Origin of the sequence: Nocardia sp. (genome assembly GCF_025465275.1) — a bacterium.
Lineage (GTDB): Bacteria > Actinomycetota > Actinomycetes > Mycobacteriales > Mycobacteriaceae > Nocardia.
In genome coordinates, this window is the sequence record NZ_JAODNK010000034.1 from 87899 (window position 1) to 113066 (window position 25168).

Sequence of the window (25168 nt, forward strand, 5' to 3'; positions counted from 1 at the left end):
GGTGGCCCCTACCGGGATTCGTAGATGCGCTTGTGGCCGGAGATCGCGGACAACCGGAACGGGCGGGCGGTCTCCTCGAGCGTGGCGTGGTACATGCCGTCACTCGGAGTCCGGGCCTCGTGCAGTTCGCGATAACGGTCGTAGCCGAGAGGTGCGCGCGTGCCGATGGCCTGCCGGTTGGCATCGGTCCTGAGGTGCTCGCGGTAGCCGGATTGCACAGTGCCGCTGAAGAATTCGGCGACACTGCCAGACCCGTAGCTGATGAAGGCCAGGGCGCGATCGGAGAGGTCGTCGGCGTGGTCGAGCAGCGAGATCAAACCGAGGTAGAGCGATGCGGTGTAGCTGTTGCCGACCGTGCGGTTATAGAGGGTGGTGTGATCGATCGCGGCGGCAATCTCGGCGGCATCCGCGGTGTGGCCCTGGCTTTCGAGCAGGTGGCGGTGCGCCTTGTAGGCCATCTTCGTGAATGGCTGGTGGTAGCAGAATGCGGCGAATTCGGCGAGCCCACGACCACCCTGTCGCCGGTAGTCGGTCCAGGCTTCCTGCGCGGCCTTCTGGTACGCGTTGACGGAAGTCTTGCCATCGACCATGGCGGTGGTGCTGTAGTTGGGGCGCCAGAAGTCCTGGATGTCGGCGCTGTAGAGCCCGGAATAGGGATCCAGCTGCAGGATCGCAGGATTCGCGCTGACGAGCATCGCGACCGCAGCACCGCCCTGGGTCGGTTCACCAGGGGAATCCAGCTCGTATTTCGCAATATCGGCCGCGATGACCAGCACGCGTTGCGACGGGTCGCGGGCGATGAGTCCGGCAGCGAACTGCAATCCGGCCGTGCCGCCGTAGCAAGCCTGTTTGAGCTCGACGATACGGGTCGTATTGGGCAGGCCGATCAGCGAATGCAGGTAGAGGCCAGCGGCTTTGGATTGGTCCACGCCGGTTTCGGTGGCCAGCAGCACGGTACGGATATTGTCGGTGCCGTGCCGGGCGAGGATGGGCTGTGCGGCGGCCGCGGCGATGGTGACGATGTCCTCGTCGGCCGCGGCGACACTCATCTTCTCCTGGCCGATTCCGATATAGAACTTATCGCGATCCACGCCCAGCCGATCGGCCAATACGGCGTGATCGAGTGCGTAGTGGGTGGTGGCGAACGAAAGGTCGTGTATTCCGACCGGCGTCGTGGTCATCGCTGTACTCCGTTGCTCGAGGTGGGCCGTTCGAATTGGGTGTGTGCACGCATCAATTCACCGCGATTGGTCTGTGCCGCCATCAGCGAAAGTTCGCCGCACAGCACCGTGGCCGCGGCGATGGCGGCGAGCCGGCGGGCATTGGCGCCGGGCTCGCGAGCCTCGCGACATCCCAGGCGGGCCAGGTTCTCGTCGACGAAACTCGCGTGTTTGCCGTTTCCGATCGTGCCGACAATGAGATTGGGCAGGGTGCACGAGAAATAGAGGTCCCCGTCGCGGTCTTCGGCGTGCGTGATGCCCTGGGAGCCTTCGACGATATTCGCGGCATCCTGCCCGGTGGCCAGGTAGAACGCGAGCAGCATATTGGCGTAATGCGCGTTGGCGGAACGGATTCCACCGGCCAGTAGCGTGCCGATCAGGTTCTTGCGGATGTTCAGCTCGACGACCTGCCGAGCGGTGGTGTGCAGTCGCTGCTCCACCACCTCGCGGGGTATGAGAAGTTCGGTGATGACATTCTTGCCACGGCCCAGGATCCCGTTGACGGCGGTCGCCTTCTTGTCCGTGCAGTAGTTCCCGGAGATCGAGCCGTACCGCACGCCGGGAATCGTCTCCAGAATGTGGTCCATGAGGTGGTCGCTGGCGAGCGTGGCCATATTGTGGCCCGAGGCGTCGCCGGTGGTGAATTCGAAGCGCAGGAACAACAGATTCCCGGTGATCTGATGATGCAGATCGATGAGCTGCGCGAAACGGCTGCTGCCCGCGACTACCTGCTGCAACTGGGCGAACTCGGCCTCGAGCCGGGTGACGGTGGTGTAGGCCGTGTAGGCGTCATCGGCTTCGAGCAGGATCGACCGGGTCATGCGCTCGTCAACAAGCGTTGCCACCACGCCTTTTTCGGTCAGCGTGGTGATCCGCGCACCGCGGCCGACCGAGGGCCACAGCGGCGTTTCGTACGTCGCCAGGGGTACGTCCACGCTGTCGTCGAGGGTATTGCCGGTAATGCGCAGCGGTCCCACCCACTGCATCGGGACTGCCGCATAGGACATGTCGTTCATGGGTGACTCCTTCTCGAACTGTGCGATTCGCTCCACCAGGGGCTCCGGTGGGCATAGGAATCCGCGTCGATGCCACGCAGGTGGCAGAACGTAGCCACGTCACCGGTGATCAGCAGATCGCAACCGGCCAGGTCCGCGGGCGTGCGCGCACCGAGCACGGTCAGCAATTGCCGCAGTTGCCCGAGCCACGTCCCGATCGTCTCGACCAGCGCGGCTTCGTCCCGGCCGACGATGATCTCGAGGAAGGCGCCGGCGACGCCAGTTGCCTTCGCACCCAATGCCAATGCCCGCGCCATATCGATGGGCGATCGAATGCCGCCGGAGGCGGCGATATCGATGCCGGTGACACCGGCGCAGTCCAGCAGGCAGCTGGGCGTGGACTGACCCCAGCTGTCGAGAAAGTCGAAATCGCCGGTGCTGCGCCGGTCGTTCTCGATGCGGGCGAAGTTGGTGCCGCCACGGCCACCGACATCGGCCACCGTGACCCCGGCATCACGCAACCAGGTGACGGTCTGCCTGCTGAGGCCGAAACCGACTTCCTTGACGATCACCGGAACGGAACTGTGTGCGACGATCTGCTCGATCTGGCGCGGCCAGGACCCGAAGGACCGGTCGCCTTCGGGCATGACGACTTCCTGCACCGCATTGAGATGGATCTGCAGGGCGTCGGCCTCGAGCAGATCGATCGCCCGGTCCACCTGATCCACGGTCGCGGTGGCGTTCACATTCGCCATGACGAAGCCGTGCGGATTCTCCTGCCGCAGCACCCGGTAGGTGCCGGCGACCGCGGGATCCCGGAAGAAAGCGCTCATCGATCCGGACGCGATCGGGACCCCGGTCTCGCGGGCGGCAATGGCCAACTTCCGGTTGATCTCCCCGGTCCGCGTGCTGCCCCCCGTCATGGCATTGACAAAAAGCGGTGTTTCCCAGCTCTTTCCGGCGAACTCGACGGCCAGCGAGACATCCTGGCTGTCGATTCCGGCGAGGGCGTGGTGCACGAAGGAGACCGAGTCGAAATCGCTTGCGCCGCTGTCCTGGCGCCGCTGGCTCACGGCATGGCGAACGTGGTCGTCCTTGCGGTCGGCGATCATCGACACTCCCTTTCGGATGGGTGCGTCCGCAGCGGCAGCGGCCGGATACCCGCGGTGACCCACCGGTCGGTGAGTTCGTCGATCGCTGCGGAGCGCGTGCGGTCGATGAGCGCGATACCGCAGTCACCGCCGCCCGCGCCGGAGGGTTTGGCCGCCGCGCCGACCGCCGCGCCCGCCGCGCACAGCTCCTGCAGGAGCGGCGTCATGATGCCCAGTCCTGCGGTCGCGTCGAGGTTGATGAGAAGGTCTCGGGCGCAGCGGATTTCGTCACCTATGCCGATCGAGTCGTCGGCTTCGAGGGCGGCGGAGAGTCGGGCGACGCACTCGTCGCTGTGCGATAGGAAGGCGGCGCGGTCGCCGGACTGCCGGGAACTGTTGCCCAGTCCCGCAACCAATGCCGGGGTGGACGCGGGTCTCCCGGTCCAGCCGACCTGCACCGCGAGCCCGGTCGGCGCGGGCAGGGGGCCCACCGAGAATCCCGGCCACGGCGCGTGCAGCGCGGCATCGATCCCGTTGCGCGCGCTCGCCTCCGACACCAGGGCGCGGTCGGGTGAACGGTAGGCGATCCAGCCGCCCCAGGTACTCGCGGCCACATCACCGCCGGAGGCGCGCGGATTGATCGACATGGTGGCCAACATCGCCAAGCGGTACCGGTCCATCGCGCTCAGGCCGAGCTCGTAGAACCGGCCGAGGGCGGCAACCGTTACTACTGTCACGGCCGCGCTGGCACCGAGGCCGAACTTCCTGCCGTCCGCGTCGCCGAGGTCGCTGCCGATATCCAGCCGGTAGGCCCGCGCCGGGATACCACGCTCGACGAGCAGCCGATCGACGATCGCGACCGCCGCGAAAACGTAGGCGAACGAGGCGGGCACCACACCGTCGGCGGTCGACGGGATCATTCGGTCATCGATACGCCCGCACGACAGTGTCACTCCACTGTCCAGATCCGAATGCAGTTGCGTGTCAGTACCTTCCGCCTCGGTCACCGTGGCGGTCGCGAAGCGGTCGACCGCCGTGAGAACCGCCAGATGGCCAGGCTCGACGACGGCGTATTCGCCGGCGATGAACAGCTTGCCCGGAGCGCGGCAGGTGATCATCGATCACCACCCGGGACCAGCGTCGCTCCGGGCCCCAGATGCGCGGTCCGAGTATCGACGAAGTCGCCGACCGCGCGCAGGGCAGCGGCCACCCGTTCCTCGTCGGCGCGGGCGCACAGGACGGTCACATTCGGTCCGGCATCGATGGTGGCGTACGCGGCGATGCCCTCGGCCCGGAGTGCCAGCACCGCATCCAAGATCGCCATCGACTGCGGCGACAGGTACCGGATCGGCGGCCTGGCCATGAGCATGCTCGCGTGCATCCCCAGGGCATTGCGCTCGGCGATCTCACCGACCGCCGGAAGATCCTGTCGCGCAATCGCTTTGCGCATCTCGTCCAGGGCGAGCGCCGAATCTCCCGCCCAGGGCAGGTAGAACGGGGAGGTCGCGCAGGTGCGGCGCATGGCCTCCCGGCTCGACACCGCCTTCTCCTGGTTATCGGTCACGGCGACGATCAGCGCCGGGTCGAGCGCCTCGCCGCCGATCGGTTCGGCGTACGAGCTCAGATCGCCCGCCTCGCCCTCACCCTCCCCCGCATGCCAGAGGACGAAGCCCCCGAAAACGGATCTGGAGGCCGAACCGGAACCTCGCCGGGCCAGTCGCGACAATGCGCGAGCATCGGCCCCGAGCCCGTAGGCGCCTGCCGCCGCGATGGCCAGTGCGGCGAAACCGCTCGCCGAGGAGGCCAGACCCGCACCTGTCGGCCCGGTATTGACGGAGACGACCAGGGCGTGTTCGCTCCGGCCGGCCTGTGCGCGAACCAGATCCAGGAATCGCTCGACTCTGGTGTGCGCGTCACCGGTCGCGATGCGGCCGTTGAGCTCGACCACATCGGCCGGTCCGTCGATCAATCGCACGGTGGTCGTGGTCGGATAGATGTCCAGCGTCATCGACAGGCTTCCCGTGACGGGAAGGGCGAGCGATTCATCACGCTTGCCCCAGTACTTCACCAGGGCGATATTCGGATGGGCGACCGCGACCGCCTCGCTGCCGAGGCCGACGAGCCGGTCGAGATCTTGATCTACTGCCGATGTGAATGTCATTGGCGTGTACCGCTTTCCGGTCTCGTATGGGAAGAGAAAGGGGTCTGGCCGGCATTGATCGGAACGATCCAGGTCTGCACGGCACCCGCCCGGCGCAGTGCCGCACTGACATCCGCAGCGGGGCTGCCCATTTCGGTGAGCGCGAGGACGCATCCGCCCAGGCCCGCGCCGGTGAGTTTCGCGCCGTACGCTCCGGCGCCCAGTGCCGCGGAGACGAGGGTGTCGATTTCCGGAGTGCTGACGCCGAGTTCGATGAGCAGGCCCTGGAACTCGAGCAGCGTGGTGCCCAGAGACTGGACAGACCCGGCCGCCAGATCATCGGCCGCGGACCCGACCAGCTCCCCTGCTCGATCGAGAATCCGCCCCGCAGCGTGGGGATTTCGCTCCAGCGTGCGGCGCACCGCGGCCACCGCATGCTGTGTGGCGCCGGGCATTCCGGTGTCGGCGAGCACCAGGGCCGCGTCCAGGCCGATATTCATCCGGCGGGCCGCACCCTGATGGAACCAGATCGGCCCGGAGGCCAGCACGGCTCTGGCATCCACACCGCTGGCGCGGCCGTGCGCGACCTGTTCACCGCATTGCACCAGCTCGTAGAGAACGTCGGCGTCGATGCTGCGGCCGTAGAGATCGGCGACCGCGCGGATCGCGGCACCCGCGCACGCGGCGCTGGATCCCAGACCGCGCGCGGGTGGGATATCGCCGCAATCGAGAACGACCTCGACAATCTCCTCGGCGAGCCCCCAGCGCCGCAGCGCCTCGTCGACCGCGACATGGGGCCCTGACATCTCGGTCCCCGAGATGAGCGTATTCCCTGCGGTAAAACGCAGTCCCGCAGCCGAATTGCCGGTGTACGACACCGGAACCGGCCGCCCGCGCTGGGCGACGGCGCTCACCGACAGGGCGGGGACGGGGAACGCGATGGCGGGTGTGCCGTGCACGACACTGTGTTCGCCCAGCAAGATGGCCTTGCTGTGGGCGCGTCCGGTTCCGCGGACACCGCCCGTCCGGGCGACGGTGCGTGTGCCGCGCTCGCGAACTCGATGAGTGTTCACGTCGATTCCTCTTCTAACTCGGACACGGTCCGCCTGACCTGCTACGGGAAAGTGCCTGGTAGCCAGGCTCTTACGACCGGCTGCGAAGGCGAGCTCGCGCGGAAGGGCTGAGCAGTGCCGGGAAGAAGGCGGGCACCTCGGCGGCGTAGGCGCGGTAGGCCGCACCGAAGCGTGCGATGAGGTCGCGCTCCTCCAGGAAAGTGCCGAGCAGGATGTAGCCGGTCAACCCGAGCGCCCAGACCAGATGTCCGACCGTGAACGCGCTGGCGAACCAGAAGGAGATCAGCAGGCCGGTCATCAGCGGATGCCGCACCAGGCGGTACGGCCCCTGCACCTGCAGCTGGTCGACGGTCGCATCGGGTACCCGAGTCACGTACTGGCGGTAGGCCTGGCTGATGCCGAGCAGGTAGAAATGGTTCAGCAGGATGGTGGCCGCGTAGACCAGCACGAAGCCGAGCCAGAACCCGGCGTCCAAAACCGTTGCGGCCCAGCCGTGCGCCGACCAGATCTGCTGCGGCACCGGCTGCCAGCACAGGAAGATCAGCCACATCACCGAACAGACCATGGCGATGTACACGGTGCGTTCGAGGGCTTCGGGCACCCACCGGGTGATGAACGCCTTGAATGACGGCCGGGCCATGCCCGAGTGCTGCAGGCCGAACAGCGCCAGCAGCAGCACGTCGATGACGATCGACGGCAGGGTCGCCAGATGCGGCCCCTTGTCGACCGTCTTCGGCAGCCACCAGCCGCCGGCGAACAGCAGCATCACCGGCACCGTGATTCCGGCGAAACCGTATGCGGCGAAAGCGATCAGGAACGGGACGAGCCGAGCACGACTCGTCAGCACGCCCCGCGCCTGGTCCTGGGTGATCAGATCCATGCGAACCACGGCAGGAATCGGTTGCGCACGGTGCCCGCCTCGAGCCGGTTCTCCAGCCGCACCTTCCACTTCTGGCCGTAGCGCTCGTTGAGGAAGCCGCCGGGAACCGCCAGTCGCCATCCGGACTGGGCCACCATCCAGTAGGGGACGATGACGCCGGGATCGACCTTGCGCATGTAATCGAGCTTGTCCGGGATCTGGCTCCAGTGGATGCCCGGATAGCGGTGGTGCACGCTGTGGTAGCCCTGGTTGAAGATCAGCAGGTTGAGAATGTTGCCCGCATTGTTCAGCGAGGTGCTGGGGTCGTCCTCGTATTCGCGTGCGGGGGCATGGCTGAGCCAGGCGAAGTAGCCGGCGTTCACCTGGGTGATGAGGAACGGGGCCCAGTAGAAGAGCACGAACCGCTCGAGACCGACGAAGTACCAGGTGGCCCCGATCACCGCGAAGTACAGCGTGAGATCGAAGATGAACTGGTGACGCGTCTTCCGGCGGCGGGGCGTGGGATCAGCGGCGAAGATCGTTCGCATCGTGTGGTATTTGACGATGGCGCCGTATTTGACCCAGTACCACACCGCGGACAGTCCACGCTCGTATCCGACGGTGGTGGTGACATCGCCGGGACCGTCGTTGAAGCGGTGGTGGTTGAGGACGTGCACCTCGCGCATCTCCGCCGCCGTCAGATTGCCGGGCAGTGAGCACAGTATGTCGACCGCCCGGTTCGGGCGCTGCGAGACGAACAGCGGCCGATGGGTGTGCATATGCATCACACCGATGGTGAGTGAGAGGTTCAGCAGCGAGAGCAGCAGGATCAGCGGCACCGCCAGGTACCAGTGCGTGGCGGCCGGAACGAAGAAGCCGACGGACAGGAATCCGAGCCACAGCGCGATATGCAGCAGCGGGCCGACGTTCGACGGGTATTCGAGCTTCAGCACCCGCTTACTGAAAGGCACTGGGCCGGAGGCGGTTACGGGCGTTCCGGTACGAGAGGGAGGGGTTGCGGTGCTCATTGCAGAGCTCCTTGCGTAGTGGTGTCGAGGGCGACGGGTCGAAGTGTCGTGACGGTTCTCAAGGTCGGGCTCCTTGGGTCGAGGTGTCGAGAGCGGCGAGCTGGAGGGTCTTGGCGAGCGCGTACATCGCGTCGGGCTGATGAGCCGGCAACCGTTCCAGCGCACCGAAAGCCAGGTGATCGGCGATCATCATGGCGCGCACCTCGGGGTCCGGGAGTTTGCCGGTGAGCGGTTCGTCGGGCAGGCTCCGCACGAGGGCGAAAGTGGTGTCGACGATCAACGGCACCATCGAGGAGGGCATCGTCCGCGGATCACCGGAACTCAGTACCTCCGTTGCCGGGCCCGCCCCGGCGGTCAGGTCCGGTGCGGTGTCGAGCACCTTCTGGATCGCCACGTCGGCAGCGCGCCGTACCCGCTCGAGCATGGTGGTCCAGTACGTGGCGGAGAAGGTCGCCAACGCCGCCGCACCGACCGGCCGCCGGTAGGGCGCGGGGGCGCCGACCGCGCCGCAGAGGAAACCGGCCGTCGTGATGGTCATGTAGGCCATGGCCGCCCGCGCGCCCCGGTTCTTGGTGTTCGGGCCCATTCGGGCCAGTAGGGCGACACCGCCCAGCGCCGGTGTGAGCAGCCGCAGCATGACCGTTCGGGTCAGTTCCCCGCGGTCGGCGACACCGTAGAGCGTCAGTTCGCCGTCACGCAGGTCGTTGGCCGATTGCGCGACAACACCGACGCAGGCGGTCAGTTCGCGCAGATCCGCGTCGGTGAAGGCGTCGTCGGCGACCAGCGAACACGCGTAGTACGTCACCCGCCCGAGCACGCCCTCGCCATAGGCGACCCGGGGCAGCGGTGCATCGATATTGCGGGCCATGACGCCGCCGATGTCGACCAGCATCCGGCCGACCCGCTCACGCCCTGCGCTCGGCAGCGCCGTCAGCAACGCCCGGACATCGCGAATACGTTCGGCCAGCACCAGATCGACGGCTTCGCTGTCGCGGGCGGCGACCGCGGGCAATGGCGGCGGCGGGGTGTCGCCGGCGCCGCACAGATACTCTGCGGCGGTCAGCACTGCGCTGCTCGCCACCGTGTCGTCGGTGAGGTCTTCGTAGGCGTCGAGCACCCGGCAGGCCAGCAGGGCGGCAGTGGCCTCGGCCCGCAGGGCCGGGGCCAGGAAACCGACTGCGATGCCGAGGTTTCGGCCAGCGGGGATCAGCGCCAGCCTGGCCAGTTCGTCCGGTGACGGGGCGGCCCGCAGCGCCGTGATATCCGGTGCGCGGCGCAGGTGCCGGAGGCCATAGGCCAGGGTGCCGAGTCTGGTTCCGCTCATCGGGAGATCACCTGCTGCAGGAGTTCGCGCAGGTCGGCACGCGCGGGACAGGAGGGGAACACATCCAGCGCCTGGCCGGCCGCCACGGTGGCCTGTACGGCGACCGCGCGGGCGGCCTGGGTAGCGCCGCTGTCGATCAGATCGTTTTGCAGCGTGACGCTGGAAGTCTTGTCGGAGAGCCACATTTCGCGAGCGCCGGGCCGGGTCGCCAGCCATTCGATCACCGGCCAGGTCGGCACCCGGCGGTCGAGATCGCCGCCGGCATCCTTGCCCAGTGAGGGGCCGCCCTCGATGTCGCGCACATCGTCCATGATTTGGAAGGCGAGGGCGAGCTGGTCGGCGTACTCCATCAGAGCGTTCAGCCGATCGACGTCGACGCCGCCCGCTGTGCCGCCGTAGGAGCAGGACAGCCGAAACAGCGTGCCGGTCTTCGCGCCGGCCACGAGTTCGTAGTGGCGACGCAGCGCCATGTCGTCGACCGAGGGTGGCAGGGTCTCGATGAGCTGGCCGAAGGACAGGTCGGAGAGCCGGTCGATATAGGTGACGCCGGGGGCCTCACCGACCCGCTCGAACACCACCGGATTGTCGGCCAGCACCCGTGCGACGACCTGTAAAGCTATGCCCGCCAAGTGGAATCCGGCGCGGGCGGCGGTGCGGACGCCGAACGCCGCCGGCACCGACGGGGCATCGCGCCGCAGCAGCGAACCGTCACAGATGTCGTCGTGCACCAGCGAGGACTCGTGGAACATCTCCATCGCACAGGCCAGGTCGACGGCGTCATCCAGTGGCGCGGCGACGGCGCCGGGCAGCAGGCCGGCGCAGGCAAGCACCAGCCGGGCGCGGACGCGCTTGCCCGGGGCGGCGAGGACATGGCGGTATATGGAGTCGAATTCCTCACCCGTGTAGAGGATTTCGCGTAATCGATCGGTGACCAAAGGTAGTTGGTCGACGGGCGAGGCAGCGGGGTATTCCGGGAATTCCGGGCGCACAGCCAGGCCAACACTCTGACGATGTACGGACGTTAGCGCGGGGTTGTCCATGCGTTGAACTCCTTTGGCGTGGTCACGGTGGACGGGTCAGGGGTGCAGCAGGCAACCCACCTGCCCGTCAGGGCTGGGTTGTTTTGGAGGTAGCTGCACAGAAGGCCGACGGCTGTGTCGGCGCCGCGAGGCCGATCCGGGTCAGCCCGGCGGCCCTTGCCCCGGTCGTGCCGGAGGCGCGGTCAGCGTACGCAATAGCGGATAAGCGCCGAAGAATCAGTGCGCGACGTTGAGATGAATACTCCGCCAACCGATGTCGTCATCAGTGACGCCACAGTCGGTGGTCGTTCGGCTTGCTGGATGATCAATCCATCCTTCAATAGTGCTATGGGACTGCATAACTCGAACGGTTCGGCGGATCCACTCGAAATCAACGGCGGGCAAATGGATTCAACCACTACCGCAGCTGCGTTGACGCCATCGCCCGAGAGCCGAGTCGCCCATACGTGCCGGTTATTCCAATGCCATTGTCTCCCAAGGATCTTTTACAGGTACCGACGAGTAACAAGTACCGAGAACGCTACATCTGGACCGCACAACCATGCCTCGCGAAGTGATCAGCGCCACTCTCACTCGAGGATAGCCCATCCAATGCTGAATCGACCCCGGATGGCGGCGACCAGCATCGCGAACCGGTTGCCGACGGAGATTTCGGCGATTGCGAAACATGTTTAATTCAAACATGTTTCGGCCATCGCAGCACTCATCCGAGTCGGCCGCGAAGCCTCGATCCGAGCGCCGATGTCACACTCGAGTCCGCGCCCGAGCGGGGAGCATCCTTCGCCGAGCGGCAAGCCGGACTTGGTGCTAGCGTTCTCAAGATCCCACTCGCCGAACCCTTTTGGACAATTCAACGCGAGCGTTCTTCGTCTCGGACTTCCTGCCGACTATGCCTATGATCCTCGCAACGATGCGAAGATAGGGGCTTCTGGATGCAGGCCAACCGACTCGACCAACTCGGTGCGCTGATAATGCGATTCCGCTACGTGGTGGTAGCGATCTGGCTGCTGGCGGCCGGGATTCTGAATCTTGCTGTACCGCAGCTGGAATCGACGGTTTTCGACAATTCCACGCCGATGATTCCGCAGGACACGCCTGCCTCCCGAATGCTGATCGAGATGGGTAAGCAGTTCGGGGAATCGAGCAGTTCCGGGATTGCCTATCTGATGCTGACCGGCTCCGAGCCGCTCGATGCGGCCGACCGCGCCTACTGCGACAAGATTGTGGCCGCGCTGACCGCCGATCGCGCCCACGTCGACTCCGTCATGGATCTGTGGGCCTCCCCCGCCACTGCCGGATCGGTCGTCAGCGCCGATAAGAAGTCCGTGTACACACAGATCCGTCTGGTCGGCGACACCGGAACCACCCAGGCCACCCGCTCGGTCGCCGCGGTGCGCGCCGCGGTGGCGGCCATCCCCCGGCCGCCTGGTCTTTCCGCCGACATCACCGGGCCCGCACCCACATTCGCCGACGAACTCAACGGCATCCACCACGCACTGGCCATCATCACCCTGATGACCGTCGTCCTCATCTCGTTGCTGCTGATGGCAACCTACCGGTCGTTGTCCACGGTCTTCGTCGCGCTGCTCACCATCGGGCTGTCGCTGGCGACCGCGCGGCCGGTGGTGTCCCTGTTCGGCGCCCACGGCCTGCCGACATCCATCTTCTCGGTCGCGCTGCTGTCGGCGATGATCCTCGGCGCGAGTACCGACTACGCGATCTTCCTGATCAGCCGCTATCACGAGGGGCGGCGCGGGGCGCTGTCCCCGCACGAGGCGTATCGGGTCGCGTACCGCCGAATCACGCCGATCATCCTCGCCTCCGGCCTGATCGTTGTGCTGACCTGTGCGACAATGACTTTCACCCGAATCGGGGTATTCCGCACCATCGGTATCCCGTGCGCGATCGGCGTGCTGATCACGGTGGCCGCGGCGATCACTCTCACGCCGGCGCTATTGATGATCGCCGCCGATCGGGGTCTCGCCGAACCTGCCGTGCGCCCGACCGGGAGCTACTGGCAGCGGCTGGCCGCTGTGATCACCGGCCACCCCGTCCGCATGCTGGCCGCCTCGCTGGCCGTGACGGCCGCCCTCGCCGCGGTGCTGCCCACGCTGGTGATCAGTTACGACGAGCGTACGACCCAGCCGTCCGACACTCCCAGCAACCGCGGATATGCCGCAGCCGCAGCGCATTTCCCCGCCAATGAATTGCTGCCGATCTATGTGCTGATCCGGTCCGATCACGATATGCGCACCGCCCGCGACTACGCCGCGATCGAAACGGTCGCCACCGAGATCACCCGGCTGCCCGGAGTGGCCTCGGTCCGGTCGATCTCCCGGCCACTGGGAGTCCCCATCCCCGAGGCCGCGGTCGACAAGCAGATCGGCATGGTGAGCGACCAGCTCGGCGCGGCCGCCACGCAGCTCTCGGCGGCGCGGCCCGATGTGCAACGATTGTCCAGCGGTGTGGCGCAACTGAACGACGGGGCCCAGGCACTGGCCGCCGGAATGGACGGTCTCGCAGTCGGTTCCGCGCAGGCCGGTCAGGGCGCGGCACAGCTCGTCGACGGCTCACATACGCTCGCCAATGGCATCGACCAGTTGGCCACCGGCGCAGCGCAACTCGATTCCGGGGCAGCACGCCTGCAGACGGGCACCACCGAACTCGCCAACCGGGTGGACCTCGCACTGGCCCCGGCGCAGGGCCCGCTGTCCGCCATCGACGGTTTGCGCGCCCTCGTGTCGGCCGACCCGCAATGCGCGACCACGCCGATGTGCGCCACCGCTCAGGCCGCGCTGACGGCGTTCGACAGCAGCTCGGTCGGCACGGCGGCCGGCGAGCTTGCCGGTCTCCGCGCCGGCGTGCACGCGCTCGCGGACGGCCAGACGCAGTTGGCGACGGGTATCACCCAGCTCATGACGGGTCTGCGCACGGCGCAGGCGGGTTCGACCTCACTGGTGGACGGTCAGACGCGGCTGCAGCAGGGAATCGGCGCGCTCGGCTCCGGCATTGGACAGGCGAAGACCGGCGCCGACGGACTGGCCGCCGGCACCGGTCAGGTGCACGACGGAGTCACGCAGGTGGCGCAGGTGTACGACCAGCTGCCGGCGGGGCTCGATCAGGCTGTCGGCTACCTGAAGGGATTGGCGCAGAATCCGACCATCGCGCCGGCGGCGGGCGGATTCAATCTCCCCGAACTCGCGCTGACGAACAAGGATCTGGCCACCGCCGCCCGGATCTATCTGTCTCCGGACGGGCATGCCGCACGAATGATGGTGTTCGGCACCGCGAATGCGTTCAGTGCCCGGGACATGGCGCTGACACAGCAGGTGGCCGATGCCGCGCGGGCGGCGTCCGGCCGTACTTCGCTGGCCGGCGCCACCTTCGACATCGGCGGTATGACGCAGGCCTATGTCGACCTGCGGGGGATGGCTTTCCGGGACCTGGCGACCATTATCGCGGCGGCGTCCATACTGATTCTGCTGGTGCTGGCGGTGACGCTGCGCAGCCTGATCGCGCCGCTGTACGTTTTCGGCACGGTGCTGCTGTCGTATCTCGCCGCGCTCGGGCTCAGTGTGCTGCTGTGGCAACACCTTCTGGGCAAGCCGCTGCACTGGGCGGTTCCGTCCATGGCATTCATCGCATTGACCGCCGTCGGCGCCGACTACAACCTGCTACTGATGTCGCGGGTGCGCGATGAGTTCCGTGCCGCGCCCGATGCGGGCCTGCGAGCCGCCGTCGCCCGGGCCGTCACCCGTACGGGCGGCGTAATCACGACGGCGGGAATCGTTTTCGCGATCACCATGTTCGCGCTGATGTTCTCCGACATCACCAATATCGCGCAGATCGGCTTCACCATCGCGGTCGGGCTGCTGCTGGACACGCTGGTGGTGCGAACGGTCATGATCCCGGCGATGGCGGTGCTGGCCGGACGGTGGAACTGGTGGCCGAGCCGATTGTCACGCTCCCCCGCCGAACCACGATCGGCCGAAACACGATCCGCCGAACTCCTCTCGCACTAGGCGTGGTTGAGAGCGGCCGAGAGTCCGGTGCCGGCATAGATGGCGTACGCGGCGCCGAGCATGGTGTCGGAAGCGAGGCGCCACTGCGCACGCACCGACTCCGGGATGTCCTCGAGCGCGGGTTGCTCGTAGTCGTTACCGGCGCCGAGCACCATACGGCGCAGCGTGATGTCGGTGGCCATATGGTGCAGGGCGCCCTGTTTCGGGGGGCGCCACGCGCCGCCGAATCGGCGGGTCTGCAGCTCGGCGGTGATGGCGGACAGGTGCTGGTAGCGGGTGATCTGACGGCGCAGCGCAGCCCGCTCGTCGGCGGTCATCATCAGGGCCTCTCGATGCCCTCACCGCGGCACTGCGATTGCGCCGCGCATGGCTCTGGTGCGACGACGCGCCGGTGAATGATGCTTTGCACGGACATTGCTGGCGATCCTTCTCATCACATACAACCGAAAGCCGCGTCCCCGAATCGGGACTCTGCTTCCGGGATGGGAGCGATCTCTCTCCAGCCGGTGCCTTCGCACTATAGCACAACCGCATGACGAATACTTCGGTAATCGAACAGCAAACCCCTTGTGCTGCACCGCTTTCGGCGATGCGGATACTTGATCGGGGATTGACTACGCTTTCTGCGTGCGCTTTCCGGGATCTTGGCTATGTGTGGACATCATCGCGACACGATTGGCAGCTGAGCAGAACCTTGTCATTCACAGTGCGGCGGGGCTACGTGTGGCCAAAAGGCTGCGCCGCGATGACATGGGCCTCGGATTCAACAAGGAGGGCCGGGTATTGTTCGAGCAGTTGGTCCAGGAAGTGCTCGCCTCCGGCCGCCACAAGGACCGGCAGTCCACGGCGGGCTCTCTCGAATTCCGCACCCACTGGGTACTGACGCCCGACGACGTCCCCGTCGGACTCGTCGTCTGGCTCGGACCCGGCCCGGTCCCGCCGCGACCCGCCTATAACAGCTGGATAATGGATCTCGACACGGTCGAGACCTCCAGTGCCGGAGACGATCTCGCGAGCATCGGCGACGGCCGCCGCGTCGGCGAGTACCGGCCGATCCGCGATCTGCTCAAATTCATGAACCCCGACGATGTCCAAGCCTTCTTGAGCCTGTACTACGACGCCAGAACCGGACCGAAAGGCACACGGGCAGAGGCATACTGGTCGGTGCTCCCCGCCGGCACCGACCATTTCACCCACTTCTGGTCCTCGGCAATGGTCGTGGAATCGGGTACGCGGTTCGTCCATGGAATCACCGTGAAACTCGCGCACCGCGAGTACACCCCGCAATCCACGCGCGGCATGATCATCGGCGGGGGCACCCTGGTCATCGTCGACCCGGGCACTCGGGTGCCGGTCACGGTGTGGGGCAAGCTCACCGACATGCTCTCCGATGATTGTGTGGTCGCCGAGCTGCTGAGCCAGCTCGATATCGACAGGATCAGCACCGACGCCTCGGCCCTGATCGAAGACACCGTAACCCTCGGCGGCGCCGGGCGCTATCACGCCTCGGCATTCCTCATGCCGACCTCTCAGAAGAGGCCGGTGCATCCGCTGGCGATCATGCTCCACGCCGAAGGTGGCCCGGGAGTCTGAACCCACCGTCACGATTACCGCTCGCGGCGCGGATGCCTCGCAGTCCACAGTGCCATCGACCCCCGCATGTGGATATCCACCACGCTGAACTCACGCTCGAGGGCGCTCCGGAGGCCCTCGAGATCGTCGGTTTCATTGTGGAAGATGCCGCGGGAGTTGAACGCCCGCGAGGTGGCGCGACTCAGCCAATTGCTGGGTACCCCCACATTGAGCACCGTCGAGCCGAAGAATACGCCGCTACCGGCGAGGGCATCGGCGATGTGCGCGAACGCGATGCCCTTGCTGTCCCAATCCCCCGGCACACAGTGCATCAGCAGATTCGCAGCCACCGAACCGTACCGGCGGGGCTCGACCGGCAATGGCTGTAGTACGGATCCGATATACGCCTCCGGATCGAGGCCACGGGCACGCAATCGGTCGGCGGTCACCGTCAGCGCATGCTCGCTCAGGTCGACGAGTGTGATTCGGGGATGAGTGCTCGGATAGGTCGCGCGGCGCAGGAAATACCCGGTGCCGACTCCGACATCCAAATGATCGTTCGAGATATTACCGTCGTAGAGCGCTCGCAGATGTCTTGTGGGACAGCGCCATACGAACGGGTTGTTGAACCCCAGCACGTATAGGTCGTACACGGGTAGCCAGGTCCGCGAGTACGCGCGAGCGCCGGCCAGTTCGGCGGTGGAAGCAGCGGTGGTATCGATCCCCATAGCAGGTGACCTCCGTGAAGCGCGCGGCTCGAAACCGCTCGGCACAGGTATCTCTGCCTGGGGCGCGGGAGTACTCTCTCCGGCCCGATGCGATGTGAATCATACCCGTCGGCGCACCGGACCACTACCCAAACCGATTCTGCCAGTTGCTATTTCACCGCTACTCTCACGCCGTCGGCCAGTAGGTCCACTGATGAGTGGGAACCACGGTCGGCCGCACGGGCAGCTCCATACTCGGCCCGTTGAGCACTTTCGCCAGCTCATCGGCATACGCGGAGTCGATCTCGCCGCCCGAAGCCGCGACGCCGAGCACATCCACCGCCCACGCCCCCGCCGCGACGTCCTCGTGGGTCCAGGCCGGCAGCCAGGGCATCAGGTTCACATGGATCGCGGGACGAAGTCCACTGGCAGACAGCAGGTTCCACATCGCGCCCAGCTGCGCCGCACTCGGGGCAGGATGACGGAAATAGACCTCGGGAAGTTCGGAAATGATGTCGTGCCAGGCGATAGGCGCATGGACCTGACACACGGCCGACTCGCTGCCCTGTGCCCGGTCCAGGCCGTACACATCGCCCGAATCGTCACTCGCCTCGGCATTCCAGTGCAACGGCCGATGCGACCACGGCTCGATCACCCGCCACAGCGCCGGCGGCATCGCCGCATGAAGCTGCGCGGCAAATCGTTCCAGATGCTGACGTGACAGATCCGGCCGGAAACTCCCCGACTCCACTTTCGCACCCCACCAGGTTGGCTCAGTCCAGACTCGTTGCCCGGCAAAGGGCATCGTCTCACAAGCCGATCGACGCACATGATATTCCGCATGGGTGCGTCGCTGACGCTGACACCACTCGGACGTGGTGCGAGACAGCGCGACTCAACCTGCCCCCGAGCCCAGCCCGAGTCCGGCGGTGAACTACTCAGGGCACCGATCGTGCACCACGCGTGCGGTTCTCCCGTCTCCGCCGCTTACTCCCGCCGGTTCGGTCACAACAACCTCGGGCGCCCCGGAGCACCTGTTGTCGGGATTCCGTCATCATCACACGCACCGAGCTAGTTCCCGCCACAGGCAACGGTGGGCCGCGTCCATGATTACAGACCGCACTTGTCCATCGATTCCAACGGCGGCAGCACCCGGTTTCAGGATCGGGTGTCCGCGAATTCAGACGTCGCCTCTCCCCGGATCTGACCGGTATCGGGTCGACCACCCAGCCGTGGAGGCAGCAGCACTTACCGCATTTGTGGCCGGTTCTGGCACCGTGGACGGCGCAGCGCCGTCAATCAGGCGCTGCTTGCGAGGAGAGTACTTACCACCAATGGATATCGATCACTGCATCGCCCAGCTGGACTCCACCGACCAGAGCGCCCAGGGCACAGCGGCAGATGCGCCGGCCGCCGAAGGCGGTAAGGCGATACCTGCATTGCTGCGCGCACTGCGCGAAGTGGACTCGGCAGGGAAGTCGTTCAACAAGTTCGGACCCCAGCTGGTTCCCCTGCTACAGCAAGTCAGACGATCGCACCTTCCCGAACGGCGCAGCGCACTCCACGCGCTCGCCGAAATCGGCTGGCACACTATCGAACCCGCCGACCTGGCGCTGTTGCATCGGTTCATCATGAGTCAACTCGCACGCGAGACTCCGCACATCCCAGCAGCGACAAAATGCTTGTGGTGGGCGCTACCCACCGATGACCAAGCCGCGGTACTCGACGCGTTCGCGCTGTCGGATCCGGTCCCGGCAACCATCGCAATGGGCACCGCTGTGGCCCTGAACAACCGCGGCCATTGGAATGAGGGGGAGTGCGAACGAGTCTATGTCAGCCCTGCCCTCGACGGCTGGACGCTTATATTCGGAGAGTCGGCTTTCCCTCAGCCTCGCGATGAACAGCGGATCCGTGAAGAGCAGGAATCCGACTTCTGGAAAACGATCATGGAGAACCAGTCCGATGACCTCAAACAGGCCTGGCTCACCAGAGTGTCGCGCCCGTCCAGGGAGGAACGTTGCGCGCAGCTGAGCCGACGATTCGGCGCAGCACACTGGTACAAGGAAGCGGACGATTACGAATGGGGTGGCTGGTGCATCGCCGAGAACGGCGACACCCTACGCCATGGCAACCTCCACGATTGCGTCCACGAACGACTGACGTTGTCCGGAGACCCCCACCCGTCCGAGCGGGGGCTGCGCGCCGAGCCGGTGTCGGAGTGGTTGCGCGACCACGGCTTCGCGTCCGACGCGTGGGAAAAGTTCCGGAGGCAGGAATTGAGGAACCTGTCCGGTGGTGACGATTACACCGAAATATGGGACGCACAGTGGGCGGAGTTCCAGCGCCGCACCGGAATTCCGGACGCGATGACGCCGACGCGTATCGCTGAACGAGCGTCGGTGGGGCCACACACCCTAGGGCCGCACACCCGGATCAAAGGACATGGGGTAATCGTACTGACCGAGAGTGGGCGGCAAGGCAGCCGACACCGTGGTGCTCTACCCATTTCATCGGACTGCCTGACAGATCTGATCTGAACCCCCGAGCCCTCCGCGATTCACCCGAGACCTGCAACTAATCAATCACGGAGGCACCTCGTCCGCTTCACGCAGTCGCGGGTCATGCTGCACTCGCCGCATGTTTTTTGGAGTTGTCGCATGGGTCAGCAAAGGATCGTGACCCTTTCCTGAGACGCGTGGAGCTCGAGACCCCCGCAAATGGTTCCGCCCGTCAACGCCGTCCGCGGAATGTGCGGCGCAAGTCAGCCACCCATTCGTCCGGGATCTCCCAGGGGATGAAGTGACCTCCGTGCTCGTGGGCGGTGAGGTTGACGTGGTTGTACCAGTCGGCGCGGTCGGTGGTCAGGAAGTGTGAGACTCGGTCGGCGGTTGAGACACCGGGCGGGTTCTCGTGGGCGACGAAGGTGATGCCGGTGGGGGCTTCGATCGCGGGCTGCCGGTCGTGCGACGGTGTCCAGGGGTAGCGGTTGTGGTTGGCGTAGATCCGCATCGAGGTGCTGATCGAATTGGTGACCCAGTAGATGGTGGCGTGGGTGAGTAATTCGTCCCTGCTGAAGACTGTTTCGATATCGCCGTGGTTGTCGCTCCACGACGTCCAGCGCTCCAGAATCCAGGACAGCATGCCGGCCGGGGAGTCGGAGAGGCCGTGCGCGAGGGTGCTGGGGGCGAGCATCTGGGCGGACAGGTGTACGGCGAAGCGCTTCTCCAACTCCACGATTCGGGCATGCACGTCGGCGGGCAAGCCCTCGGGAATGGGGCGGCCGCCGGTGATGTCCCAGGCGCGTTCGCCATTGAACAGGTCCAGGCGCTGACCCGAGCCGATGTGGATGCCGTAGAGCTCGTCGGCGTATTTGTGGCCGAGTTGGCCGGTGACCAGCGCGCCCACATCGCAGCCCGCGGCGGCGTACCTGTCGTGGCCCAGCACCCCGGTCATGAGCGTGTGCCAGAGGTCGGCGACCTTCCAGAAATTCAGGTCGGGGCGGTCAGGGACGGGCGTGGAGAAGCCGAAGCCCGGGAAGGACGGGACGATCACGTCGAAGGCGTCGGCCGGGTCGCCGCCGTGTGCGCCCGGATCCGCCAGCGCGTCCACGACATTGGACCAGTGCCAGAAGGTCCAGGGCCAGCCGTGCGTGAGGATCAGCGGGATCGGGTCGGGGCCGACACCCGGCTTTCGCATGAAATGCACCGGCACACCGTCGATTTCGGCCCGGTAGTGCTCATATGCATTGATGGCGGATTCGGCGGTGCGCCAGTCGAACTCGGTGCGCCAGTACTCGACGAGCTGCTGCAGATACGCCTTGGGCACGCCATAGCTGCCGTCCGCATTGCCCGCATCATCGGACCAGCGGGTCAGCGCCAGTCGCTGTCGAAGGTCGTCGAGCACCTCGTCCGGCACATGAATCGGCTGCTGCAGCAAGGGAAACGAACGGTTTTCCGGGGTGGCTTCGATGTGCAAACTCGTCTCCTGAGTCGCCGGGAATATTCGCCACCCGACACTACTGTCGTGTGCACCGGGCCGGCACCACCCGGTGCCGTAGGGTCGAATCCATGTCCGGTCGCAGTGCAGCGCAGCCCACCGAGCAGCTCGACGACACCCTGCACGGCGCCGTCATCGCGGTGCCCGAGGCGGTGCGCACCGAATTGCGGCGCGGTGTGCGCAGTGTGCTGGTGGATACCGCGGCGCTGCACCTGGTCCGGGAACGCTTCGACGATCAGCAGGCCGGGTCGCTGCGCCGCTATCTCGAGGCGTCCCAGTCCGCGAATACGCTGCGTGCCTATCGGACCGACTGGATCGCCTGGGCCGCATGGTGTCTGAGCGAAGGGCGGCAGGCGCTGCCCGCGGACGCCCTGGATGTGGCCGTCTACCTAGCGGCCGCCGCCGATGCGCGGCGGCCGAACGGCGAATGGGCCTTCAGCGCAGGCACTCTCGAACGCAAGTCCGCCGCACTGGCGGCCGTGCACGCCGCCAACGGCCTTCCGTCCCCTACGCGCGCCGATGTGGTCCGCCTGACGCTGCGCGGTATCCGTCGCACCCGTCGCACCCTGCCCAAGCGCAAACGGCCCGTGCTCCTGCACACCCTCGACCAGCTTCTGGCCGAGCTCCCCGCACCCGGCTGGCCCACCGAACCGGCCCGCCGCCGCGACAGCCTGCTGCTACTGGTCGGTTTCGCAGGCGCCCTGCGCCGCAGCGAAATCGCCGGGCTGTGCATCACCGATGTCCGCGTCGACACCGATCACGCCAGCGGCGAACCCCTCCTGCTCATCCACCTCCCCACCACCAAGACCGACCCCACCGGTGTCAACGAACAACGGGTGGTTCTCCCCCGCGGCCAACGCCCGCACACCTGTCCCGTGTGCGCCTTCGCCGACTGGATTCGCCTGCGCGAGGCCCACTTCGCCGACAGCGACCTGCGCACCTGGCTCACCGGACACCCGTCCTCCGACACACACATCCACCGCTGCCACGGTTTCACCGGCACCACCCTCACCGATCCGGCACTCCCGTTGTTCCCCACCATCTCCCGCCACGGCGGTCTGGCCGACTCCCCCATGTCCGGCCGCGCCGTAGCCGAACTCGTCAAACGCTATGCGGCCCGAGCCGGCCTGGACCCCGACCTCTTCTCCGGCCACTCCCTCCGCGCCGGCTTCGCCACGCAGGCCGCCCTCGGCGGCGCCAGCGACCGCGAAATCATGCGGCAGGGCCGCTGGTCCAACCCCCGCACCGTGCACGGTTACATCCGCACCGCAAACCCCTTGGAAGACAACGCCGTCACCAAACTCGGCCTCTGACTGGCCTTTTGGGATGAACGGTATTGAATGCAATACCAGTACGTCACCAATCTTCCGATATGCATCCGATGCAGCACGGGGTTGATGGATATTGAGACATCTATCCCGTTGTACGAAACAGGATTTCATGGCTTGCACCAATGGGGCTGACCCACTGTCGATGCCGTGACCTGGGGTGATGTTTCGACGAGTACGTGACTTTGCCAGTGAAGGTGGCCCGTTCGGCCTTCCCGTTGTGCGAAGTGGAATTTTATGCCCACTGCGGCAGGCCGATAGCGTCGAATTCATGGAGTGGAGCTTTCTTTCGGCCGAAAGACTTTTGGCCGCATTGCGTGCCGGTGCAGTGACCTCGGTGGAACTGACCGAGGAGTCGATCGCCCGTATCGAGCGGGACGACAAGGTGATCAACGCGATCTGCGTGCCGGACTTCGACCGCGCACGGGCCGCCGCGCGCCACGCCGACCAGGCGCGCGCCCGCGGCGAGGACCGGCCGCTGCTCGGCATTCCGGTGACGGTCAAGGAGTCCTACGACATGGCCGGACTGCCCACGACCTGGGGCATGCCGCAGCACGCGAACTATGTGCCGGCCGAGGACGCGGTACAGGTGTCGCGGCTGAAAGCGGCCGGCGCGGTGCTGCTCGGTAAGACCAATGTGCCGTTGACTCTGCGAGATATCCAGAGCTTCAACGAGATCTACGGCACCACCAACAATCCGTGGGATCACGACCGCACGTCGGGTGGATCCTCCGGCGGCTCGGCGGCGGCCCTGGCGTCCGGATTCGGCGCGCTGTCCATCGGCTCCGACCTCGCCGGTTCGCTGCGCACCCCCGCACATTTCTGCGGGATCTACGCGCACAAGCCGACACTCGGGCTGGCGCCGACCCGCGGCATGGTCGCGCCGCCCGCGCCGGCCTTGCCGATCGACCTCGACCTCGCCGTCGTCGGCCCGATGGCGCGCACCGCCCGCGACCTCACGCTGCTGCTCGACGTGATGGCCGGACCGGACCCGCTGACCCACGGCGTCGCCTACGACATCGCAGTGCCGCCCGCGCGCCACGAGCGATTGTCGGACTTCCGTGTCCTGATCATCGAGGACCATCCGCTCATTCCGACCGGATCGGCGGTGCGGGCGGGCGTGAACCGGGTCGCCGAGGCGCTCGCCGACGAGGGCGCCCGCGTCGAACGGCACAGTTCGCTGCTGCCGGATCTCACCGAGGCCGCAACGATCTACATGCAGCTGATGCTGTCGAACGCCGCCGCAGGTCTTCCCGTCGACGTGTACGAGCAGCTGCGGACCCACGCCGCCGCCCTGAGCGTGGACGACCGGAGTCTCGATGCGGCGCGGTGGCGCGGCATGGTGCTCAGCCACCGCGACTGGGTCGAGGCGAACAACCGTCGAGAACTCCACCGCCGCGACTGGCGGCAGCTCTTCGCCGAGTTCGATGCCGTGGTGTGTCCGATCACGCCGACTCCCGCGTTCCCGCACGACCACAACCCCGATCTGTTGGAACGCCGGATCGACATCGATGGCGTCGAGTACCCGTACTTCGACCAGCTTGTCTGGGCTGGTCTGGCCACCATGCCCGGCCTGCCCGCCACCGCCATACCAGCGGGCCGGGCCTCCGAGGGCCTGCCGGTGGGAGTGCAGCTCATCGGCCCGATGTTCGAGGACCGCACCCCGCTGCGGCTGGCCGAACTGCTCGAGCAGAAGATCGGCGGCTTCCAGGCACCGAGGTAGGGCGTACTACCGGGTGTCCGTCGAGGATGAGGTGCGGATGACGAGCGAGGGCTGGGGCCTGGTCCTGACGCTCGCGGCCTGGCACGCGGGACCGGCCATGCCGGCTGTCCAGTCGCCTCGACAGCCGGATCGTGTTCGCATCAGACGCGAAGCCTTCGCGTCTGATGCGAACACCGAAGGTCCACCAAGGATGTTGTCTTTCCACTGACCAGCGGGAACAACCGCCACGGCCCCTTTCAGGCGTATTCGGTTCCCACCCCCAGAAGGGCTCGTCCCATGGTTCGTCGCATCGTCGCAGTGCTGGTGTTAGCCACCATCGTGGGCGCGGCCGGGTGTCGCCAGCCGGAACCGCGCGGAACGGTAACGGACCGGTGGGCGCCGACCGGCGGCGTCAACGTGCTGCCCACCCTCGTGATCCGCCAAGCAGACGGGACCAAAGCACGCATCGGTGTCGGGTGGGGAACCTGGCGGCGCTGTCACAAGCGCGATCGTTACCCGCACTGCGCTCACACGACCACCACGGGGTTGGGCCGGTGAGACCAGCCTCGGCCCGGACCGCAACGAGGCGATCTGTCAGCCACCCATCATACGGTGACGACATGGGCGTACAGGGCGAGCTGTTCGGCGAGCCGGCCACCACCCCACCGGTGGCCGCACCGCCGGCGCTGCAGCTGATCGACCTCGGCCCGGCCGAGCAGCTCGCCCTCGTCGAGGGCCCCGCTGGCGGGCCCGGCCGCGGCCGGGCCGGAGCCGTCCCGAGCGCGGTGTGGCAGCAGCTGCTCGACCACGCCCCGACCCGCGAGCGGTACGCCGCGAAGGTCTACCGCCGCCGCGACGATCAGTGCTGGTACTACGTCGGCGCGATCAGCAGCACCGGGCACGGCAAGCTCAAGGCCGGCCGCACCCACGGGCCGCGGATCGTGGTAACCGCCCACGTGTACGGCTGGCAGCTGACCTGCGGCGTCATCCGGCCCCGCCCCGGCGAGGACCCCGTCATCGCACACACCTGCGACGAAACGGCCTGCCAGAACCCCACGCATTGGGAGCTCG

The 25168-nt window shown here is 66.5% G+C and carries 19 protein-coding genes and 1 pseudogene; 6 read left to right on the forward strand and 14 right to left on the reverse strand.

Annotation, left to right across the window (positions count from 1 at the left end):
* Positions 1-8 precede the first annotated feature (8 nt).
* The 10 genes from JWN03_RS08840 to JWN03_RS08885 all read right to left on the reverse strand — a co-directional run bounded on the left by JWN03_RS08840 (position 9) and on the right by JWN03_RS08885 (position 10770).
* Complete coding sequence (locus JWN03_RS08840; RefSeq protein ID WP_297612420.1) at positions 9-1181, reverse strand: hydroxymethylglutaryl-CoA synthase; 1173 nt, start codon at positions 1179-1181, stop codon at positions 9-11.
* Positions 1178-2236, reverse strand: a complete 1059-nt coding sequence (locus tag JWN03_RS08845) for a hydroxymethylglutaryl-CoA reductase (protein WP_297612423.1) — start codon at positions 2234-2236, stop codon at positions 1178-1180. Before JWN03_RS08845 ends, JWN03_RS08840 begins: the two co-directional genes overlap by 4 nt.
* A complete protein-coding gene (fni, locus tag JWN03_RS08850; RefSeq protein ID WP_297612426.1) occupies positions 2233-3327 on the reverse strand; it encodes a type 2 isopentenyl-diphosphate Delta-isomerase in 1095 nt (364 codons plus the stop codon). Before fni ends, JWN03_RS08845 begins: the two co-directional genes overlap by 4 nt.
* Complete coding sequence (locus JWN03_RS08855) at positions 3324-4424, reverse strand: phosphomevalonate kinase (protein WP_297612429.1); 1101 nt, start codon at positions 4422-4424, stop codon at positions 3324-3326. The genes fni and JWN03_RS08855 overlap by 4 nt, the downstream gene beginning before the upstream one ends.
* The gene (gene mvaD, locus JWN03_RS08860; RefSeq protein ID WP_297612432.1) at positions 4421-5467 is read right to left on the reverse strand and encodes a diphosphomevalonate decarboxylase; all 1047 of its coding nucleotides are present in this window, start codon (positions 5465-5467) and stop codon (positions 4421-4423) included. Before mvaD ends, JWN03_RS08855 begins: the two co-directional genes overlap by 4 nt.
* Positions 5464-6519 (reverse strand): mevalonate kinase, encoded by a 1056-nt coding sequence (gene mvk / locus JWN03_RS08865; protein ID WP_297612435.1) that lies wholly within the window; start codon positions 6517-6519, stop codon positions 5464-5466. Before mvk ends, mvaD begins: the two co-directional genes overlap by 4 nt.
* A 70-nt stretch (positions 6520-6589) precedes the next feature.
* The gene (locus JWN03_RS08870; protein ID WP_297612438.1) at positions 6590-7399 is read right to left on the reverse strand and encodes a methyltransferase family protein; all 810 of its coding nucleotides are present in this window, start codon (positions 7397-7399) and stop codon (positions 6590-6592) included.
* Positions 7390-8406: a fatty acid desaturase gene (locus JWN03_RS08875; protein WP_297612441.1), complete on the reverse strand. Its 1017-nt coding sequence runs from the start codon at positions 8404-8406 to the stop codon at positions 7390-7392. Before JWN03_RS08875 ends, JWN03_RS08870 begins: the two co-directional genes overlap by 10 nt.
* Positions 8407-8464: 58 nt before the next feature.
* The gene (locus JWN03_RS08880; RefSeq protein WP_297612443.1) at positions 8465-9730 is read right to left on the reverse strand and encodes a hypothetical protein; all 1266 of its coding nucleotides are present in this window, start codon (positions 9728-9730) and stop codon (positions 8465-8467) included.
* Complete coding sequence (locus JWN03_RS08885; RefSeq protein WP_297612446.1) at positions 9727-10770, reverse strand: polyprenyl synthetase family protein; 1044 nt, start codon at positions 10768-10770, stop codon at positions 9727-9729. Before JWN03_RS08885 ends, JWN03_RS08880 begins: the two co-directional genes overlap by 4 nt.
* A gap of 932 nt (positions 10771-11702) precedes the next feature.
* Between JWN03_RS08885 and JWN03_RS08890 the strand changes: the two genes are divergently transcribed.
* Positions 11703-14792 carry an MMPL/RND family transporter gene (locus tag JWN03_RS08890; protein WP_297612448.1) on the forward strand — a complete coding sequence of 1030 codons (3090 nt, stop codon included), beginning with the start codon at positions 11703-11705 and terminating at the stop codon, positions 14790-14792.
* Here the strand turns inward: JWN03_RS08890 and JWN03_RS08895 are convergent.
* Complete coding sequence (locus JWN03_RS08895) at positions 14789-15112, reverse strand: hypothetical protein (RefSeq protein WP_297612449.1); 324 nt, start codon at positions 15110-15112, stop codon at positions 14789-14791. The two genes, JWN03_RS08890 and JWN03_RS08895, sit on opposite strands and share 4 nt — an antisense overlap.
* Before the next feature lie 334 nt (positions 15113-15446).
* Between JWN03_RS08895 and JWN03_RS08900 the strand changes: the two genes are divergently transcribed.
* Positions 15447-16385, forward strand: a complete 939-nt coding sequence (locus JWN03_RS08900; protein WP_297612451.1) for a hypothetical protein — start codon at positions 15447-15449, stop codon at positions 16383-16385.
* A 14-nt stretch (positions 16386-16399) separates the two neighbouring features.
* On the opposite strand, the gene JWN03_RS08905 is transcribed toward JWN03_RS08900, so the two are convergent.
* Positions 16400-17092, reverse strand: a complete 693-nt coding sequence (locus tag JWN03_RS08905; protein WP_297612453.1) for a class I SAM-dependent methyltransferase — start codon at positions 17090-17092, stop codon at positions 16400-16402.
* A gap of 166 nt (positions 17093-17258) precedes the next feature.
* Positions 17259-17822, reverse strand: coding sequence for a hypothetical protein (locus JWN03_RS08910; RefSeq protein WP_297612454.1), 564 nt, complete (start codon positions 17820-17822; stop codon positions 17259-17261).
* Between the two features lie 583 nt (positions 17823-18405).
* Between JWN03_RS08910 and JWN03_RS08915 the strand changes: the two genes are divergently transcribed.
* Entirely contained in the window at positions 18406-19608 is a 1203-nt protein-coding gene (locus tag JWN03_RS08915) for a hypothetical protein (protein ID WP_297612456.1), read from the forward strand.
* 193 nt (positions 19609-19801) lie between these two features.
* Here JWN03_RS08915 and JWN03_RS08920 read toward each other — a convergent pair whose 3' ends face one another.
* Positions 19802-21046 carry an epoxide hydrolase family protein gene (locus JWN03_RS08920; protein WP_297612459.1) on the reverse strand — a complete coding sequence of 415 codons (1245 nt, stop codon included), beginning with the start codon at positions 21044-21046 and terminating at the stop codon, positions 19802-19804.
* Positions 21047-21138: 92 nt separating this feature from the next.
* On the opposite strand from JWN03_RS08920, the gene JWN03_RS08925 reads away from it, so the two are divergent.
* The 3 genes and pseudogenes from JWN03_RS08925 to JWN03_RS08935 form a co-directional block, all read left to right on the forward strand.
* Positions 21139-22380 (forward strand): site-specific integrase, encoded by a 1242-nt coding sequence (locus tag JWN03_RS08925; RefSeq protein ID WP_297612462.1) that lies wholly within the window; start codon positions 21139-21141, stop codon positions 22378-22380.
* A gap of 286 nt (positions 22381-22666) precedes the next feature.
* Positions 22667-24118: an amidase gene (locus tag JWN03_RS08930; RefSeq protein ID WP_297612465.1), complete on the forward strand. Its 1452-nt coding sequence runs from the start codon at positions 22667-22669 to the stop codon at positions 24116-24118.
* Positions 24119-24717: 599 nt separating this feature from the next.
* Positions 24718-25168, forward strand: a pseudogene (locus tag JWN03_RS08935) (hypothetical protein); the annotation flags it as partial.

Excerpts from the sequence above, each read along its gene's own strand:
- JWN03_RS08840 (WP_297612420.1), bottom strand. The coding sequence starts at position 1,181 with ATGACCACGACGCCGGTCGGAATACACGACCTTTCGTTCGCCACCACC.
- JWN03_RS08845 (WP_297612423.1), bottom strand. The coding sequence starts at position 2,236 with ATGAACGACATGTCCTATGCGGCAGTCCCGATGCAGTGGGTGGGACCG.
- fni (WP_297612426.1), bottom strand. The coding sequence starts at position 3,327 with ATGATCGCCGACCGCAAGGACGACCACGTTCGCCATGCCGTGAGCCAG.
- JWN03_RS08855 (WP_297612429.1), bottom strand. The coding sequence starts at position 4,424 with ATGATCACCTGCCGCGCTCCGGGCAAGCTGTTCATCGCCGGCGAATAC.
- mvaD (WP_297612432.1), bottom strand. The coding sequence starts at position 5,467 with ATGACATTCACATCGGCAGTAGATCAAGATCTCGACCGGCTCGTCGGC.
- JWN03_RS08870 (WP_297612438.1), bottom strand. The coding sequence starts at position 7,399 with ATGGATCTGATCACCCAGGACCAGGCGCGGGGCGTGCTGACGAGTCGT.
- JWN03_RS08875 (WP_297612441.1), bottom strand. The coding sequence starts at position 8,406 with ATGAGCACCGCAACCCCTCCCTCTCGTACCGGAACGCCCGTAACCGCC.
- JWN03_RS08880 (WP_297612443.1), bottom strand. The coding sequence starts at position 9,730 with ATGAGCGGAACCAGACTCGGCACCCTGGCCTATGGCCTCCGGCACCTG.
- JWN03_RS08885 (WP_297612446.1), bottom strand. The coding sequence starts at position 10,770 with ATGGACAACCCCGCGCTAACGTCCGTACATCGTCAGAGTGTTGGCCTG.
- JWN03_RS08890 (WP_297612448.1), top strand. The coding sequence starts at position 11,703 with ATGCAGGCCAACCGACTCGACCAACTCGGTGCGCTGATAATGCGATTC.
- JWN03_RS08895 (WP_297612449.1), bottom strand. The coding sequence starts at position 15,112 with ATGATGACCGCCGACGAGCGGGCTGCGCTGCGCCGTCAGATCACCCGC.
- JWN03_RS08905 (WP_297612453.1), bottom strand. The coding sequence starts at position 17,092 with ATGGGGATCGATACCACCGCTGCTTCCACCGCCGAACTGGCCGGCGCT.
- JWN03_RS08915 (WP_297612456.1), top strand. The coding sequence starts at position 18,406 with ATGGATATCGATCACTGCATCGCCCAGCTGGACTCCACCGACCAGAGC.
- JWN03_RS08925 (WP_297612462.1), top strand. The coding sequence starts at position 21,139 with ATGTCCGGTCGCAGTGCAGCGCAGCCCACCGAGCAGCTCGACGACACC.
- JWN03_RS08930 (WP_297612465.1), top strand. The coding sequence starts at position 22,667 with ATGGAGTGGAGCTTTCTTTCGGCCGAAAGACTTTTGGCCGCATTGCGT.